We start from the raw sequence: 13,248 nt of genomic DNA on the forward strand, positions 1-13,248 counted from the left end.
AGAGGAAGTAACTCATGGCTCGTGTAAAGCGTGGCGTCATTGCCCGTAAGCGTCACAAAAAAATTCTGAAACTTGCTAAAGGCTACTACGGCGCACGCTCCCGCGTATTCCGTGTTGCCAAGCAAGCGGTAATCAAGGCAGGCCAATACGCCTACCGTGACCGTCGTCAGAAAAAACGTCAGTTCCGCGCTCTGTGGATCGCTCGTATCAACGCTGGTGCTCGTGTTAACGGTCTGTCCTACAGCCGTTTCATCGCTGGCCTGAAAAAAGCGTCCATCGAGATCGACCGTAAGGTTCTGGCTGATCTGGCAGTGAACGAAAAAGCGGTGTTTGCTGCGATTGTCGAGAAAGCTAAAGCCACCTTGGCTTAAGTACCCCCGACAATCACCCGGCCTCACTTCCGTGGGGCCAGGTGGTAAACGTCTTAAATAGGGGAAGAGCCTTCAAGCTCTTCCCCTATTTTGTATCTGGAGTCTGTACATGGAAAACCTGGATGCGCTGGTCTCTCAAGCACTAGAGGCTGTGCAAAGCGCTGAAGATATCAATGCCCTGGAGCAAATCCGGGTTCAATACCTTGGCAAAAAGGGCGAATTGACTCAGGTGATGAAGACCCTGGGGAATTTGCCGGCAGAAGAGCGTCCGCAAGTCGGCGCCCTGATCAACGTTGCCAAGGAACGTGTCACAGGCGTACTCAATGCGCGCATGGCTCTGTTTGAAGAAGCCGAACTGGCTGCCAAACTGTCCGCCGAATCCATTGACGTGACGTTGCCGGGCCGTGGCCAGACCTCTGGTGGTCTGCATCCGGTGACCCGGACTCTGGAACGTGTTGAACAGTTCTTCACCCGCATCGGCTACGGCATCGCCGAAGGCCCTGAGGTCGAAGACGACTATCACAACTTTGAAGCGCTCAACATCCCAGGCCATCACCCGGCCCGGTCGATGCATGACACCTTCTATTTCAACGCCAACATGCTGCTGCGCACCCATACCTCGCCGGTACAGGTCCGCACCATGGAATCGAAACAGCCGCCGATCCGCATCGTCTGCCCGGGCCGCGTGTATCGCAGCGACTCCGATATCACCCACTCGCCGATGTTCCACCAGGTCGAAGGCTTGCTGGTTGATCGCGACATCAATTTTGCCGATCTCAAAGGCACCATCGAAGAATTCCTGCGGGTGTTCTTCGAAAAAGAGCTGGCCGTGCGTTTCCGTCCTTCGTACTTCCCGTTCACCGAGCCGTCCGCTGAAGTCGATATGGAATGCGTGATGTGCAGCGGTAAAGGCTGCCGTGTCTGCAAGCAGACTGGCTGGCTGGAAGTGATGGGCTGCGGCATGGTTCACCCGAACGTGTTGCGCATGTCCGGCATTGATCCGGAAGAGTTCTCCGGTTTTGCTTTCGGCATGGGTGTCGAGCGTCTGGCCATGCTCCGTTACGGCGTGAACGACTTGCGTCTGTTCTTCGACAACGACTTGCGGTTCCTCGCGCAATTTCGCTAGTCGTAACGAATTCTTAGGAGAGCAGGATGAAATTCAGTGAACAATGGCTGCGTGGCTGGGTTAGCCCGCAGGTAAATCGCGACGAGCTGGTTGCTCGTCTGTCGATGGCGGGCCTTGAGGTCGATAGCGTGACCCCGGCCGCCGGTGTTTTCAGTGGTGTGGTGGTGGGTGAGGTGCTGAGCACCGAGCAACACCCTGATGCCGACAAGCTGCGTGTGTGCCAGGTCAGCAACGGCGCGGAAACTTTCCAGGTCGTGTGCGGTGCGCCAAACGTGCGTCCGGGCCTGAAGATTCCGTTCGCCATGATCGGCGCTGAGCTGCCGGGCGACTTCAAGATCAAGAAGGCCAAGCTGCGCGGCGTCGAGTCGAACGGCATGCTGTGCTCGCAAGCCGAGCTGCAGATCGGTGAAGGCAACGACGGTCTGATGGAGCTGCCGGTCGATGCACCGGTGGGCGAAGACTTCCGTGTGTACCTGGATCTGGAAGACGCCAGCATCGAGGTCGATCTGACCCCGAACCGCGGCGACTGCCTGTCTCTGGCCGGTCTGGCCCGTGAAGTCGGCGCACTGTATGCCGCGCCGGTCACCCGTCCGGTGGTCATGGCCATTCCTGCCGCGCACGACGAAGTGCGTTCGGTAGAAGTGCTGGCCCCAGCCGCGTGCCCGCGTTACCTGGGCCGCGTTATCCGTAACGTTGACCTGTCCAAGCCAACGCCGCTGTGGATGGTGGAGCGTCTGCGTCGCGCCGACGTGCGCAGCATCGACGCTGCCGTCGACATCACCAACTACGTGATGCTCGAGCTGGGTCAGCCGCTGCACGCCTTCGATCTCGCCGAAATCAACGGCGGCATCCGTGTGCGCATGGCGGAAGAGGGCGAGAAGCTCGTTCTGCTCGACGGTCAGGAAGTCAGTCTGCGTAGCGATACGCTGGTCATCGCCGACCACACCCGCGCGCTGGCGATTGCCGGTGTGATGGGCGGCGAACACAGCGGCGTCTCTGCGACGACTCGCGACGTATTCCTGGAGAGTGCGTTCTTCGACCAGATCGCTGTTGCTGGCAAGGCTCGCTCCTACGGCCTGCACACCGATGCTTCGCACCGCTATGAGCGTGGCGTTGACTGGCAACTGGCCCGTGAAGCCATGGAGCGCGCCACTGGCCTGCTGCTGGACATCACTGGCGGCGAAGCCGGCCCGATCATCGAGACCGTCAGCGAGCAACATCTGCCGTCGATCGCACCGATCACTCTGCGCTCCCAGCGCATCACCCAGATGCTGGGTATGGAAATGGATTCCGCCCAGGTCGAGCGTTTGCTCGGCGGTCTGGGTCTAGGTATTACTGCCGATGGCGAAGGCCAGTGGCGCGTAGAAGTGCCAAGCCATCGCTTCGACATCAGTCTGGAAGTCGATCTGATCGAAGAACTGGCGCGTCTGTACGGCTACAACCGTCTGCCGGTTCGTTACCCGCAAGCGCGTCTGGCGCCGCAAGCCAAAGCCGAAGCGCGTAGCGATCTGCCGGAACTGCGCCGCCTGCTGGTAGCGCGTGGTTATCAGGAAGCGATCACTTACAGCTTCATCGATCCGCGTCAGTTCGAACTGTTCAGTCCGGGCGTCGAGCCGCTGTTGCTGGCCAATCCGATCTCTAATGACATGGCAGCCATGCGCTCGTCGCTGTGGCCGGGTCTGGTCAAGGCGCTGCAGCACAACCTCAACCGTCAGCAAGATCGCGTGCGTCTGTTCGAAAGCGGTCTGCGCTTCGTTGGTCAGCTCGAAGGCCTGAAGCAAGAGCCGATGCTGTCCGGCGTGGTTTGCGGTAGCCGCCTGCCGGAAGGTTGGGCGCAAGGTCGCGACACGGTTGATTTCTTCGACGTCAAGGCTGATGTGGAAGCGGTGCTCGGCTTCGCCGGTGCACTGGATTCGTTCACCTTCGCTCCGGGCAAACACCCTGCGTTGCACCCGGGTCAAACCGCGCGCATCGAGCGCGAAGGGCGTGAAGTCGGTTTCATCGGCGCCATTCACCCGGAATTGTCGAAAGCCTTGGGTCTGGACCGTCCGGTCTTCGTTTTCGAGCTGGTTCTGGCTGAAGTGGCGCTCGGTAAAATGCCGAAATTCCACGAGTTGTCGCGCTTTCCTGAAGTGCGTCGTGACCTTGCACTGATTGCGCACAAAGACGTCGCGTCCGCGGCCGTACTGGACGTAATCCGTGAAAATGCAGGCGAATGGCTCACGGATCTCAGGCTGTTTGACGTGTATCAGGGTAAAGGCATTGATCCTGATAGAAAAAGCCTTGCAGTTGGCTTGACCTGGCAGCATCCATCGCGCACTCTTAATGACGATGAGGTGAATTCGACGACGCAAAATATCCTCACCTCGCTCGAACAAAGGTTGAACGCCACGTTAAGGAAGTGACGTATGGGGGCTTTGACGAAAGCTGAGATGGCGGAACGTCTGTATGAAGAGCTGGGCCTGAACAAGCGGGAAGCCAAGGAATTGGTAGAACTGTTTTTCGAGGAAATCAGGCACGCTCTTGAAGACAACGAGCAGGTCAAATTGTCCGGTTTCGGCAATTTCGACCTTCGGGACAAACGCCAGCGGCCTGGCCGCAACCCGAAAACGGGGGAAGAAATCCCGATCACGGCTCGCCGTGTGGTCACCTTTCGTCCAGGGCAGAAGTTGAAGGCCCGAGTTGAGGCTTATGCTGGAACCAAGTCATAACGACGAACTACCCGTCATCCCGGGCAAACGCTACTTCACCATCGGTGAAGTCAGCGAGCTGTGTGCCGTAAAGCCACACGTGCTGCGCTATTGGGAGCAGGAGTTTCCTCAACTCAACCCCGTCAAACGCCGCGGAAACCGCCGGTATTATCAGCGCCAGGACGTGCTGATGATCCGGCAGATCCGCGCGCTCCTTTACGATCAGGGTTTCACCATCGGCGGCGCACGCTTGCGCCTGTCCGGCGATGAAGCCAAAGACGACACGACCCAATACAAGCAGATGATTCGGCAGATGATTGCCGAATTGGAAGATGTGCTGGTGGTTCTCAAGAAATAAAAAGCAGCGTTTGAATACTTCCAGTTTTCAAACGCTTGCGCTATATTCTTGAGCGTTCTTCGAGGTGAAGAACAGTTGCAAAACCAGTCGGGGCGTAGCGCAGTCCGGTAGCGCACTAGCATGGGGTGCTAGGGGTCGAGTGTTCGAATCACTCCGTCCCGACCATTATTCCTGATTAGAATCAGACACTTAAGCCGATCAGATGGATCGGCTTTTTTGTGCCTGCGCAAAACCCGCGCAAAACTTGCGCAAAACTACCCGGTGATTTCGCTGATATTCAGATCAGGAATCGCCTCCGACCAGACGATTTCGGCGTGGTCCTTTTGGTAATTCTTCGTCATGGTCTCGCTTGCGTGTCCGGCGATCTTCTGACCGTCCTTTCCGGCTTTCTGATACAGGTGCAGCGACAGCGCACGCACCTCATGGAAGCCCGGCATTTCCTCTTCCTTCCATCCCTTGTAACAACCCGCCGCTTCCCGGGCCTCTTTGAAGGCTCGCGTCAAATATCGCTCTTCGACCTGAGTCCAGTGGTCCTTCGTCTGCGCCTGCTTCTGCTTTTTGCGATCGGGCCTGCGGTGGATCAGGTACGGTGAGACGATGTCATCCCGGCAACGGCTGATCACCGCCTGGAGTTCTTCGGTCACTTTGAACCGGATCCACGCCGCGTCGCTGGCCTTGGCCGTCTTCTGCTGAACCACATACAAAAACCCTTCCCGAACACCATCGAACCGCATATTCAAGATGTCCGTCCGGCGCTGCGCGGTGATCAGTGCCAGGTCGATTGCGTTCTGCAGCCAGAACGGTGACTTTTCCCGAATAGCCTTCAGGCCTTCGACGGTGTGTCGCTTGCGCTGCTTCTTCTCAATTCGATTGATGGTGCTGGCGGCCGGGTTATCCGGGCACAGCCCTTTTGCCGCTGCGTGGTTGAAGATGTCGATCAGCAGCGCGCGGCACTGGTTGGCAGTTCGCGGGGTGAGGGCGTCCAGCATCTCCGCGATCATGCGGATCGTGATCTGATCGATGGCTTTGCCGTCGAACTGTTTCCTGAAACGACGGAAATGCACGGCGTACAAGCCCAGCGTTCCTTTTGCGAGTTCCCTCGGCGGCAGAACGTCGCGTTCGTATGCGTCCAGGAAGCCGGCGAACGATTCCGATGTGCTGCCCATTACGGCGCCGACCAGGTCAGCGCCGCGCATGAACTCCAGATTCAACTGCTTCGCGGCATCGATCGCCTTGATCCGGTCAGATCCGAACTGGAACCACTTACCGTCGGTGGGCCGGCGGTAGCGATAGGTCGAGCGCCGCGAATCGAAATACAGGTTCTGCGGTAGGCTCTTGTTCGCCTTGTTGCGCGGCCGTGGGACCATCATGCAGCTCCTTTCAATACCATCGCGACCAGATCATTGCCGTCTGACCGGCTGAAGGCTGTCCAGTCAACGTACCAGAGTTTGCCGATTTGCTCGCCGGGCACCTTGCCGTTTCGTATGTAGTTGCGGATCGCCTGGGGGCAGGGTGGTGTTCCGTTTTCACCCCAGCGCCGGCGCTGGAATTCACTGATCTTGATCAGCTCTTTTTTCATTGGTGATGCTCCATGCCGCGCGTGGCGGCAGAAGGTGGTGATCAGTTGGTCGGAGTGGCCGTGAAGTCTTGGCCGAGTTTCCACGCGATGTAGCAGCGGGTCAGCGCAGCAGCAGGCGCACCCGTAAATCCGACGTGGCCAAATCCCTGGGCCTCGAACTGCGCGCCGTGCCCGAACAGGGTCAAGATTCCTGCCTGCGTCATCTCCTGAATCAAAATCGCTGATTCACCGAGATTCGAATCGGGTCGAAAAGGGAAGGGTTCCCTCACCGCCGATCTGGTGGACTGCGCGGCAATCAATAAGCCGGGGCAGTGGAACAACCAAAGCGTTCTCTCGATCGTCAGGGCGCTGGCGGCTCCTTACGGCGTGCGTGTCAGCAGCGAGATCCCGGAAGGGGCAAAGCTGTCAGACCACACGATCGAACCCGGCGAAACGGTTTTCGAGTCCATCGACCGCCTGCTGACGCTGTTCCGCGTTTTCTCCACCGATGACGCCAAGGGCATGGCCGTGCTCGCCAAGCCCGGGAGCGAGGTTCGGGCGTTCGATGCGCTGGAAGTCGGCAACAACATCCTGGCCGGTGACGCCGCGCTGGACTTCTCGGCGGTGTTTTCCGAATACCAGGTGCTCGGTCAGAAGAGCGGTACCGACGACGAATTCGGCGAGCAGGCCGCAGAGGTGTCGGCGTTGGTGGCGGATCCGCGCGTTGGCCGCAAGCGGGTCATGATCATTCAGGAATCAGGCCAGATGACCAACGAGCTGGCGCAGGCCCGGGCGAACTGGGAGCGCGGCACGCGCATGGGTAAAGCTCTCACCACCAATTACACCGTGCAGGGCTGGCGTCAGTCGAACGGGGCGCTGTGGAAACACAACTCGCTGGTGCGGGTCATTGATCCAATAGTGGGCTTCGATCGCATCATGCTCATCGCCCGTGTGACTTACACGCTCACCGACAGCGGGCAGATCACCAAGTTGGAGGTCGGTCCACCGGACGGCTTCGAGCCAGAACCGCACGACCCGCACAAAGACCGCAAGTTGAAGAAGGGCGGCAATGCCGACAACTTCGAGTACCTCATCCCCGCAGACTACGAGCCGAAAAAATGAGCCTGAAAAGCATGATGGCACGCGGCACGGTTGTGCTGGCTGCGGCCGGGAAGATGATGCAGACGCTGCAGGTGAGGCTGACAGCCGGCGAGCTGAAGGACAACGTCGAGCACTTCGAGCCCTACGGGCTGACCAGCAATCCATTGCCGGGTGCCGAGGTGGTGACAATGTTCCTCGGCGGTGATCGGTCTCATGCGGTGGTCGTGGTTGCGTCAGATCGCCGGTACCGCATCAAGGAACTGGAGTCGGGCGAGGTGGCCATCTACACGGATGAAGGCGACAAGATCCACTTCAAGCGCGGCCGGATCATCGATATCGAAACCGCCACGTTAAACATCAAGGCAACGACCGCGGTGAATTTTGATACGCCGGTCATCAACCAGACCGGGAAGATTCTATCTACCGGTGACCAAGTGGCCGGCGGCGTGAGCCAGATCGAGCATGTTCACATTAACGTTCAGGCCGGTAACGGCAACAGCGGGCCACCCGCAGCGGGGGCCTGATGATCTTTTCTGATGATCGTGAATCCACCCTGACCCGTGCGGTGCTGATCAGTTTGTTTACCTGGCGCCGAGCGCTGACCGATGACCCCGTGGACGACGAAGAGCTGTTCGGCTGGTGGGGTGACAGTTACCCCAATATTGCGGACGACCGTATTGGCTCGCGCCTGTGGCTGTTGCGCCGGGTAAAGCTGACTGACGCCACGCAGCGTGACGCCGAGTTCTACGCAAACGAAGCCCTGCGCTGGTTGTTGGACGACGGCCACGCGATCGCGATCGAGATCAACAGCGAGAAGGCCGAAATCAGTCGCCTCAACCTGACGGTCATCATCACGGTGCCTGGCGGCGATCGCATCGAAATCAAACCTATCTCTTCCTGGCAGGTGATCTATGCCGTTTGAAACACCTTCACTGCCGGTGCTCATCAGTCGCACGCAAATCGATCTGGCCAGCGAATCGCTGCGCCGCTCCGATGCGCAGGTGCTGGCGCGAACCTTGAGTGGCACGGCCTACGGTTTGTACGGATACCTCGACTGGATTGCTGAACAGATCCTGCCGGACAAGGCCGACGAAGAAACCCTGGAGCGCATCGCCGCGCTGCGCCTGAATCGGCCGCGCAACGCAGCTCAACCGGCGGAAGGCAGTGTCAGCTTCAGTGCCGCCGCTGGCGCTGTGCTGGATGTTGATGTCGTGCTGCAGGCAGGTGACGGCCGCATGTATCGCGTGACCACCGGTGTCACCACAACCGCGGGCCCTAACACTGCTGCAATTGAAGCGGTAGAGGCGGGCGCACTTGGCAACGCTGATTCAGGCCTTCAGCTGACACTCGTCCAGCCGGTTGCTGGCGTTACCAACGCGTTCACCGTCATCACCCCGGGTCTGTCAGGCGGAATTGAAAAGGAAAGTATTGAATCGCTTCGCGCGCGTGTGATCCGCTCTTACCGCGTTATCCCGCACGGGGGGTCAGTAGACGATTACGAGACGTGGGCCTTGGAGTTTCCGGGCGTTACCAGAGCATGGTGTCGCGGCAATTATCTGGGGCCCGGCACAGTCGGGCTTTTTGTGATGCGTGACAACGATCCGGTACCCGTGCCGAATCCTGCGCAGTTACTGGAAATCCAGGACTACATCGAGCCGTTGCGGCCTGTGACAGCCGAACTCTACGTTCTGGCTCCGACACTAAAACCCGTCCTTTACAGCATCCACCCTGTGCCCGATACAACCGCAGTGCGCGCAGCTATTACCGCAAGCCTGAAGGACCTGCATGAACGCGAAGCAGGTCTAGGCGACAAGCTGTTGATCTCCCACATTAGGGAGGCCATCAGCGGCGCTGCCGGGGAAACCGACCATTCGCTCACTGTGCCAGCTGCCGATGTGCCCGCGGCTGCCAATGAGCTGCTGACCTTCGGAGGCATCACATGGCTGTAGCGAGAACCGTCGATCAGTACCGCCGCCAGCTTCGCGGCCTCTTACCTGCCGGGCCAGCCTGGGATCCAGAGCTGGTTCCGGAGATAGACCTGGTGCTGAAAGGTGTCGCTGTTGAATTCTCTCGCCTCGACGCCAGGGCGGTAGACCTGCTGAACGAGATGGATCCTTCTGGCGTGAGCGAGCTAGTGCCCGACTGGGAGGCAGTTATGAACCTGCCGGATCCGTGCCTAGGCCCGAACCCAGCTTTTGAGGATCGCCCCTTGGCTGTTCGTCGGCGACTCGTAGAGGTAGGCGGGCAGAGTAGGGCGTATTTCATTGAAATCGCGGTAAACCAGGGCTACCCCGATGCGACTATCACCGAACATCGAGCGCCGCGGATGGGGCGTTCTCGTTTCGGGTTGGCTCATTTCGGTACTTGGAAAGCGCAATTCATATGGACTCTAAATACCGGTGGCCGCCAGCGGCAAGGCCGTCGTTTTGGCGTCAGTTACTGGGGTGAGCGTTTCGGCGCGAACCCTGGCAACCCCCTCGAATGCACCATCCGACGCCCGTCGCCGGCCCACACTGTTGTGCACATCAATTACGACTGAGAGGTAAAGACGTGGATTATCCGATTAGCGTGCCCAGTATTGGGCTGGTGAATGGGAAGTTTGTAAACGAAGACGCAGTTGCGGGCACGCCGGGCTCTTTGATTCCTGCTGAATGGGGGAACGCAGTCACGGAAGAGTTGCTTAATGTAATCAAGGCGGTTGGACAGGTTCCGGCAGAAGCGGATTTAACCCAACTACTTAAGGCCATCAAAGGGATTGTTCAGTCAGCGTCGACTAACTATGCCGCCGATACTGGTACTGCTGGCGTTTACAAAGCAGCTTTTACGCCTGCTATTACTGCACTAAGTGACGGTCTTGTAGTTCGTATCAAAGTCAAGACGGCAAACACGGGCGCAAGTACCTTTGCTCCAGACGGTGTTGCTGCAAAGCCAATAGTCGGTTCAGCGCATGCACCTCTTCAAGGCGGCGAGCTTGCAGCCAATGGATATGCTTGGCTTCAGTACAATAGCTCTGTGGCTGCTGGTTCTTGGGTGCTGGTTGCATGTAGTGGTGGAGCATTCCAAGTTGGAAACGCTTCGCAAAGTTCGCAAGCTACCACCTTGGGTCAGACACTGGGGGGCGGTGCAGCAACACTTGCAGCTCCTGTAAGAGCTGTTGGGCAAACTTATAACAACTTAACGGGTAGGCCTTTATGGGTGTGTGTGTATGTAGGTTCTGGAAGTGGTAATGGAACCACGGGATCTGGATATGCATTGTCCGTAGGTGGTGTTGTTATATGTGGAATGCTTGGCCCCGCCGGCTCGGGTCAAAATATTTCTGGCAGTGTCACTGCTATTGTTCCTCCGGGTGCTTCATATGTACTGAACAATGCTGGTAATGGTAGCGGATTTGTCTCTAAGTGGAGTGAGTATTGATGCGGGATTTTATCGATACATCAAATAATTCAATATGGTCGTTTGATGATGATGTGGTATTTGAGATTGAAGAAGGTATTTATACGTTCTACACCGCGTCTGGCGTCAAGGTTGTTAACGTTCCGACTACGCTGACCCCCTACACTCCACCAGTAATAACACAAGAAGAGGCTGCAGCGATTGAGAAAAAACGCCTTTGGCGAGTCCGTCAACAAGATGCTCTTGTAGCCTTGGTTGCTACGGATACTGTCGCGCTTCGCTGCTTTAAAGCAGGAGCCCCATATCCGCAAGACTGGAACGAATACACTTGGGCGCTACGAAATATCTTAAGCGCTGACGATGGTAATCCTTCAGAACCTTTTCCTGTTAAACCTGACTATCCAGAAAATACTTAAATCAATTTATCGGCCTAGCGTACATGAATCGCTTTTCAAGATAATTGTATGATAGCGACGAAGCTAGGGCCGTGAATGTGATCGCAATCACAAAAGATATAAGCATTTGCATGTAAGGTATAGTAGAAAGTTGCTTTGCATAGATTGCTATTAACGGATACATAGGGAGGTGCCAAATGTAAATGCTGTAGCTATATCGGCCTATGGTAGTCATTGGGCTGGATTCTAGAAGTCTAATAGGTATTGTGTTTTTATCTAAGTTTGCAACTGAAAATATGATCATTGCGGACGCAGCAGCAATTGCTGTGTAGCCGAATGACTGAAGCCAGCTTATCGACTTAAATGGTAGTTCGTGTTGTGTTGTTGTGAACAATATAGCTAGAAGTAAGCATGAGCCAAAAAGTCCGATGGGCTTTATATGCTTTAGATATTTGGCTGGGTCGAGTGTGGCAATTAAAACCCCGAACGCGAGCGAGTCGCCGCGGCATAGTGTGAAGGCGTATATAGCATTGTCGAAGTTTTGCGGAGCAATAAACATCAAGATCATCCTTGATGTGATCGCTATTAGCACTGCGATAATTGCTGTCGTTCTTGCTGATCGCGTTATCGCGAGTGCGACAGGGAATGTGATATAGAATTGCCATTCAAGCGCGAGTGACCAAAAGTGTACTAGTGTGATGTAGTTCCCACCTAGTGCTGATCGTTCACCAAATATTGTCGGAGTATTTGATGATAAAGTCCAGATTAGGTATTGATTATCTAAAATTTTTTGATCTATTGAGAAGGCATAAAGAGTTGATATGCAAATAATTGAGCATGCTAGATAGGCCGGGAGAAGTCTTTTTGCGCGTTTTGCTATGTATGCTGCATATGTCTTAGGTGATGAAATTGGATTTCTTAATAGCATCTTCGCTATTAGATAGCCAGACAGCACAAAGAAAATATCAACTCCAACCCATCCAACAGAAAAAACGCCCCAAGGAACAGATAGTAGTGTTGCATTTTTTAATTCTGGAAAAAAATTTGAATAGTGAAAGAATGTAACAAGCAAAACGGCTATTGCACGTAGCCCATCTAGCCCTTTGATGTATTGAACACTTTCCTTGTTGTAGTTCATTAAATAACTTTTCTGGTTGTCGGATGGTCGGCGCCATTCTAGCGCGAGGCGCTATCTCTCAGGAGGAAAAATGCCCATCACTGCACAACAACTGCTGCAGATCCTACCGAACGCCCGCACTCAAGCGGGCGTTTTTGTTTCCGCGCTCAACACTGCCATGCAGCACTACCAGATCGTTGGCCCCGAACGCGCCGCGGCGTTTATCGCCCAAATTGGCCATGAGTCTGGACAGCTGTGCTACGTCCGTGAAATCTGGGGGCCGACCGCTGCACAGCGCGGTTACGAAGGTCGTGTAGACCTGGGCAACACCGTGCCGGGCGATGGCCGTAAGTATTGCGGGCGCGGCCTGATCCAGATCACCGGTCGGGAAAACTACGCCAAGTGCGGCGAGGCGCTGGGCCTCGACCTGATCAGCCATCCCGAGCTGCTTGAGCTGCCGCAGCATGCCGCGATGTCGGCGGCATGGTTCTGGAAGCAGAAGGGGCTGAACGATTTGGCCGATCGGAACGAGTTCATCACCCTCACTCGACGGATCAACGGCGGGCTGAACGGATTGGCGGATCGGCTGGCGCTGTGGGAGAAGGCCCGGGCGGTGCTGGCGTGAACGTCCCATGGCGATTGCTCGGCCTGTTGGCGCTGGTTCTCGCCGGCTTCGGCGCCGCCTGGCAGTTTCAGAACTGGCGCTACGGTCAGCAACTCGCAGAGCAGGTGCGACAGCACGCCGAAACCCTCAACCAACTGACACAGGCGGCAGCCACCGCGCAGCAGGCCGAGCAGGACAAACGCCTCGCGCTCGAGCAGCGCCTGGCGGCCAGCGAGCAAACCCACTTCAGGAAAATGACTGATGCTCAACGTGACCAAGATCGCCTGCGCGATCGCCTTGCCACTTCTGATCTGCGGCTGTCAGTCCTACTCGATGCAAGCGACGCCGCCAAAGGCTGTGGTGTGCCAGCCACCGCCGGCGCCGGCGGCGTGGATCATGCAGCCGTACGAGCCCGACTTGACCCGGCGCATGCTCAACGAATTATCGCCATCACCGACACCGGTGACCGGGGGCTGATCACGCTGCAGGCGTGTCAGGCATATGTGCGCAGCCTAGTGCACTGATGGCTCCGATC

Annotated in this window: 17 protein-coding genes, 1 tRNA gene and 1 pseudogene; 15 read left to right on the top strand and 4 right to left on the bottom strand. The window is 56.8% G+C overall.

Features of this window, described 5'->3' with window-relative positions; translation table 11 throughout:
* The first annotated feature begins 14 nt into the window (after positions 1–14).
* The 6 genes from rplT (at position 15) to CLU80_RS23945 (ending at position 4,710) form a co-directional block, all read left to right on the top strand.
* Positions 15–371 (top strand): 50S ribosomal protein L20, encoded by a 357-nt coding sequence (gene rplT, locus CLU80_RS23920; protein WP_007913489.1) that lies wholly within the window; start codon positions 15–17, stop codon positions 369–371.
* Between the two features lie 109 nt (positions 372–480).
* Positions 481–1,497: a phenylalanine--tRNA ligase subunit alpha gene (gene pheS, locus CLU80_RS23925; RefSeq protein ID WP_003226365.1), complete on the top strand. Its 1,017-nt coding sequence runs from the start codon at positions 481–483 to the stop codon at positions 1,495–1,497.
* Between the two features lie 26 nt (positions 1,498–1,523).
* Complete coding sequence (gene pheT / locus CLU80_RS23930; RefSeq protein ID WP_099758549.1) at positions 1,524–3,902, top strand: phenylalanine--tRNA ligase subunit beta; 2,379 nt, start codon at positions 1,524–1,526, stop codon at positions 3,900–3,902.
* Between the two features lie 3 nt (positions 3,903–3,905).
* The gene (gene ihfA, locus CLU80_RS23935) at positions 3,906–4,208 is read left to right on the top strand and encodes an integration host factor subunit alpha (RefSeq protein ID WP_002553164.1); all 303 of its coding nucleotides are present in this window, start codon (positions 3,906–3,908) and stop codon (positions 4,206–4,208) included.
* On the top strand, positions 4,189–4,545 hold the full coding sequence (locus tag CLU80_RS23940; protein ID WP_003179985.1) for a MerR family transcriptional regulator: 357 nt from the start codon (positions 4,189–4,191) through the stop codon (positions 4,543–4,545). Before ihfA ends, CLU80_RS23940 begins: the two co-directional genes overlap by 20 nt.
* An 88-nt stretch (positions 4,546–4,633) precedes the next feature.
* A tRNA-Pro gene (locus CLU80_RS23945) sits at positions 4,634–4,710 on the top strand.
* Positions 4,711–4,799: 89 nt separating this feature from the next.
* On the opposite strand, the gene CLU80_RS23950 is transcribed toward CLU80_RS23945, so the two are convergent.
* From CLU80_RS23950 to CLU80_RS30370, 3 genes are read right to left on the bottom strand one after another with little or no spacing between them, the layout of a single operon-like run.
* Positions 4,800–5,912, bottom strand: coding sequence for a tyrosine-type recombinase/integrase (locus tag CLU80_RS23950; RefSeq protein ID WP_099758550.1), 1,113 nt, complete (start codon positions 5,910–5,912; stop codon positions 4,800–4,802).
* Positions 5,912–6,124 (bottom strand): hypothetical protein, encoded by a 213-nt coding sequence (locus CLU80_RS23955; RefSeq protein WP_076567171.1) that lies wholly within the window; start codon positions 6,122–6,124, stop codon positions 5,912–5,914. Before CLU80_RS23955 ends, CLU80_RS23950 begins: the two co-directional genes overlap by 1 nt.
* A gap of 41 nt (positions 6,125–6,165) precedes the next feature.
* Entirely contained in the window at positions 6,166–6,309 is a 144-nt protein-coding gene (locus tag CLU80_RS30370) for a hypothetical protein (RefSeq protein WP_286079766.1), read from the bottom strand.
* 76 nt (positions 6,310–6,385) lie between these two features.
* Between CLU80_RS30370 and CLU80_RS23960 the strand changes: the two are divergent.
* The 7 genes and pseudogenes from CLU80_RS23960 to CLU80_RS30375 all read left to right on the top strand — a co-directional run.
* Positions 6,386–7,225: pseudogene (locus CLU80_RS23960) on the top strand (phage baseplate assembly protein); the annotation flags it as partial.
* Entirely contained in the window at positions 7,222–7,728 is a 507-nt protein-coding gene (locus tag CLU80_RS23965; protein WP_099758551.1) for a phage baseplate assembly protein V, read from the top strand. The pseudogene CLU80_RS23960 and the gene CLU80_RS23965, both read left to right, overlap by 4 nt.
* Positions 7,728–8,126, top strand: a complete 399-nt coding sequence (locus tag CLU80_RS23970; protein WP_099758552.1) for a phage GP46 family protein — start codon at positions 7,728–7,730, stop codon at positions 8,124–8,126. The genes CLU80_RS23965 and CLU80_RS23970 overlap by 1 nt, the downstream gene beginning before the upstream one ends.
* On the top strand, positions 8,116–9,153 hold the full coding sequence (locus CLU80_RS23975; protein WP_099758553.1) for a baseplate J/gp47 family protein: 1,038 nt from the start codon (positions 8,116–8,118) through the stop codon (positions 9,151–9,153). The genes CLU80_RS23970 and CLU80_RS23975 overlap by 11 nt, the downstream gene beginning before the upstream one ends.
* The gene (locus tag CLU80_RS23980) at positions 9,144–9,743 is read left to right on the top strand and encodes a YmfQ family protein (protein WP_099758554.1); all 600 of its coding nucleotides are present in this window, start codon (positions 9,144–9,146) and stop codon (positions 9,741–9,743) included. Before CLU80_RS23975 ends, CLU80_RS23980 begins: the two co-directional genes overlap by 10 nt.
* Positions 9,744–9,754: 11 nt before the next feature.
* On the top strand, positions 9,755–10,618 hold the full coding sequence (locus CLU80_RS23985) for a hypothetical protein (RefSeq protein ID WP_099758555.1): 864 nt from the start codon (positions 9,755–9,757) through the stop codon (positions 10,616–10,618).
* Entirely contained in the window at positions 10,618–11,013 is a 396-nt protein-coding gene (locus CLU80_RS30375) for a hypothetical protein (RefSeq protein WP_286079767.1), read from the top strand. The genes CLU80_RS23985 and CLU80_RS30375 overlap by 1 nt, the downstream gene beginning before the upstream one ends.
* A gap of 1 nt (position 11,014) precedes the next feature.
* Here CLU80_RS30375 and CLU80_RS23990 read toward each other — a convergent pair whose 3' ends face one another.
* Positions 11,015–12,130 (bottom strand): acyltransferase family protein, encoded by a 1,116-nt coding sequence (locus CLU80_RS23990; RefSeq protein ID WP_099758556.1) that lies wholly within the window; start codon positions 12,128–12,130, stop codon positions 11,015–11,017.
* 70 nt (positions 12,131–12,200) lie between these two features.
* Here CLU80_RS23990 and CLU80_RS23995 point away from each other — a divergent pair, with 70 nt between their 5' ends.
* Both CLU80_RS23995 and CLU80_RS24000 read left to right on the top strand, forming a co-directional pair.
* Positions 12,201–12,734: a glycoside hydrolase family 19 protein gene (locus CLU80_RS23995; protein WP_099758557.1), complete on the top strand. Its 534-nt coding sequence runs from the start codon at positions 12,201–12,203 to the stop codon at positions 12,732–12,734.
* Positions 12,731–13,237 carry a lysis system i-spanin subunit Rz gene (locus tag CLU80_RS24000; protein ID WP_099758558.1) on the top strand — a complete coding sequence of 169 codons (507 nt, stop codon included), beginning with the start codon at positions 12,731–12,733 and terminating at the stop codon, positions 13,235–13,237. The genes CLU80_RS23995 and CLU80_RS24000 overlap by 4 nt, the downstream gene beginning before the upstream one ends.
* Positions 13,238–13,248: the final 11 nt, after the last annotated feature.

This window comes from Pseudomonas sp. 29 (assembly GCF_002754355.1).
Taxonomy (GTDB): Bacteria; Pseudomonadota; Gammaproteobacteria; order Pseudomonadales; family Pseudomonadaceae; genus Aquipseudomonas; species Aquipseudomonas neuropathica.

What these genes read in the sequence shown, in the direction of transcription:
- pheT (WP_099758549.1), top strand. Translation starts at nt 1,524, where the DNA reads ATGAAATTCAGTGAACAATGGCTGCGTGGCTGGGTTAGCCCGCAGGTA.
- CLU80_RS23990 (WP_099758556.1), bottom strand. Translation starts at nt 12,130, where the DNA reads ATGAACTACAACAAGGAAAGTGTTCAATACATCAAAGGGCTAGATGGG.
- CLU80_RS23950 (WP_099758550.1), bottom strand. Translation starts at nt 5,912, where the DNA reads ATGGTCCCACGGCCGCGCAACAAGGCGAACAAGAGCCTACCGCAGAAC.
- ihfA (WP_002553164.1), top strand. Translation starts at nt 3,906, where the DNA reads ATGGGGGCTTTGACGAAAGCTGAGATGGCGGAACGTCTGTATGAAGAG.
- rplT (WP_007913489.1), top strand. Translation starts at nt 15, where the DNA reads ATGGCTCGTGTAAAGCGTGGCGTCATTGCCCGTAAGCGTCACAAAAAA.
- CLU80_RS23955 (WP_076567171.1), bottom strand. Translation starts at nt 6,124, where the DNA reads ATGAAAAAAGAGCTGATCAAGATCAGTGAATTCCAGCGCCGGCGCTGG.
- CLU80_RS23975 (WP_099758553.1), top strand. Translation starts at nt 8,116, where the DNA reads ATGCCGTTTGAAACACCTTCACTGCCGGTGCTCATCAGTCGCACGCAA.
- CLU80_RS23970 (WP_099758552.1), top strand. Translation starts at nt 7,728, where the DNA reads ATGATCTTTTCTGATGATCGTGAATCCACCCTGACCCGTGCGGTGCTG.
- CLU80_RS30375 (WP_286079767.1), top strand. Translation starts at nt 10,618, where the DNA reads ATGCGGGATTTTATCGATACATCAAATAATTCAATATGGTCGTTTGAT.
- CLU80_RS23940 (WP_003179985.1), top strand. Translation starts at nt 4,189, where the DNA reads ATGCTGGAACCAAGTCATAACGACGAACTACCCGTCATCCCGGGCAAA.
- CLU80_RS23995 (WP_099758557.1), top strand. Translation starts at nt 12,201, where the DNA reads ATGCCCATCACTGCACAACAACTGCTGCAGATCCTACCGAACGCCCGC.
- CLU80_RS23980 (WP_099758554.1), top strand. Translation starts at nt 9,144, where the DNA reads ATGGCTGTAGCGAGAACCGTCGATCAGTACCGCCGCCAGCTTCGCGGC.
- CLU80_RS23965 (WP_099758551.1), top strand. Translation starts at nt 7,222, where the DNA reads ATGAGCCTGAAAAGCATGATGGCACGCGGCACGGTTGTGCTGGCTGCG.
- pheS (WP_003226365.1), top strand. Translation starts at nt 481, where the DNA reads ATGGAAAACCTGGATGCGCTGGTCTCTCAAGCACTAGAGGCTGTGCAA.